Origin of the sequence: Vibrio sp. 10N.261.46.A3, assembly GCF_041472995.1 — a bacterium.
GTDB classification, from domain to species: domain Bacteria; phylum Pseudomonadota; class Gammaproteobacteria; order Enterobacterales; family Vibrionaceae; genus Vibrio; species Vibrio coralliirubri.
Genome location: NZ_JBFRRH010000186.1, coordinates 1 through 323 on the forward strand (window position 1 = coordinate 1; position 323 = coordinate 323).

1 protein-coding gene is annotated in these 323 nt (G+C 47.7%); it reads left to right on the forward strand.

Going from position 1 to position 323, the window contains the following annotated elements; genetic code table 11:
* The coding region (locus AB4484_RS26535) for a transposase (RefSeq protein WP_372081032.1) at positions 1-323 on the forward strand (323 nt) is incomplete at both ends.

Genomic DNA, 323 nt, shown 5'->3' on the forward strand with positions numbered 1-323 from the left:
TGCGAGCAAACTGAAGACAAAAGCCACATCGTTCAAAAGCCAGCGCCCCAGAGCATCATCCCTAAAAGCTTCGCGACAGAAAGCTTGCTGGCCAATATCATCCTTGGTAAATATCAATACGCAATGCCACTTTACCGCCAAGAGTCGCTGTTTACTCAGTCGGGTATTGAGCTATCGCGAACTACCATGGCAAGGTGGGTTATCCAAGTCAGTGAGAAGTTCACACCGCTGTATGCCGCCTTAAAAGAGCATCTACTCCAACAAGTGGTGGTTCAGGCGGATGAAACGCCGCTCAATGTCCTTAAAGAAGATAAACAGTGTTA